The 260-nt window shown below is 60.8% G+C and carries 1 pseudogene; it reads right to left on the reverse strand.

The features are described from left to right. Nucleotides 1-35: 35 nt before the first annotated feature. A pseudogene (locus AF337_RS11560) lies at nucleotides 36-260 on the reverse strand (TSUP family transporter); the annotation flags it as partial.

Consider the following 260-nt stretch of genomic DNA (forward strand, 5'->3'; position numbering starts at 1 on the left):
GCCATAATCTGCGCAGTCCCGGTGACAAGGGCCTAACCTGCTGCGATGTCATGACCGAACACCAGCACGACTGCGATCATGAGCAGCAGAACCGCAATCACCTTGTAGAGCGTCTCGGACTTCAGTCGCGTTGCCCAACCCGCGCCGAGCCAGGCACCAGCCAGGCTCCCGGCCAGAAGGTTGACGATGATCGGCCAGTGCACCGCAATCTGATCTAAAGGGACAGTCGCGGCTCGAAATGGCAGAGCGGAAGCGACGAC

Source organism: Rhizobium ecuadorense (assembly GCF_001187535.1).
Taxonomy (GTDB): domain Bacteria; phylum Pseudomonadota; class Alphaproteobacteria; order Rhizobiales; family Rhizobiaceae; genus Rhizobium; species Rhizobium ecuadorense.